At 69.6% G+C, this 887-nt stretch carries 1 protein-coding gene and 1 pseudogene; one reads left to right on the top strand and one right to left on the bottom strand.

Annotated features, from left to right (window positions below):
* Positions 1-134 (bottom strand): annotated as a pseudogene (locus A5692_RS30365) (TetR/AcrR family transcriptional regulator); the annotation flags it as partial.
* Positions 135-277: 143 nt separating this feature from the next.
* Here A5692_RS30365 and A5692_RS30360 point away from each other — a divergent pair.
* A partial coding sequence (locus tag A5692_RS30360) for a TetR/AcrR family transcriptional regulator (RefSeq protein ID WP_068051724.1) occupies positions 278-887 on the top strand: 610 nt, incomplete at its 3' end.

Below are 887 nucleotides of genomic sequence, written 5' to 3'. Positions count from 1 at the left end.
GCCCGGGCGATCTCACGGATGGTGGCGCCCGCGTACCCGACCTCGGCCACGCAGCGCATGGTGACAACGACGATCCGCTGCCGCGTCTCCTCGCCGCTGGCACCGACCGGACGTCCCCGTTGCGCCCGCGTCACCGTGCTGTCCTCACTCGCGCGTCCCGTCCGCCGGCTCTCGGTGCCCGACACAGTCGAATATAATCGAGTGATCGATTAGTTCCGGCTTCGCCGCGGAGGTGCGTAGTGCGTGATGGACGGAGCTGCCACGTGCTTCCCGCCGCATGAGCGCCACGCCGCCGCGATTGGGCCGCCCGGTGGGTGCCGACGGTGAGCAGACCCGGGCCCGCATCATCACCGCCGCGATGCGATGCGTGGCCGAGAATGGCTATTCGCGCACCACGATTCGCGAGATCGCCCGGGCTGCGAACATCACCAGCGCCAGCCTCTACAACTACTTTCCGAACAAGGCGGAGCTGATCAACGCCGCGATAGCGGCGCGCACGGACGTCGCGTTGCCGCGGCTGCGCGCGGCCGCCGCGCGCCCGGGGACCGCCGTCGACCGCATCGAGGCGGTGCTCGACGAATCGGGCCGGCTCATGCGCGAGTATCCCGATCTTGCCGCCTTCGAGTGGGTGATCCGCGCCGAAGGCGCTGTCGCCCGCGATTCGCGGCTCGCGGCCGACTTCCAGGTGTTTCGCGGAATCATCGAGGGTGTCATCGACGATGCCTACCGCCGGGGCGAGCTCGCGCACCGGGCCGACCGCAACGGCATCGTCGAGGCCGTCTACGCGCTGATCTATGGGTTGACGGAGCTGGCGGCCACGTCGCCGCCCCGGGACTATCACGCCGCGCTGGACGCGGCCAAGAAATTGATCCGGGGAACGTTGCTCG

It is taken from the genome of Mycobacterium sp. E342, assembly GCF_001667665.1.
In the GTDB taxonomy this organism is placed as follows: domain Bacteria; phylum Actinomycetota; class Actinomycetes; order Mycobacteriales; family Mycobacteriaceae; genus Mycobacterium.
The sequence above is the reverse complement of the archived record's forward strand: the minus strand, read 5'-3'. Positions and strand labels throughout refer to the sequence as shown.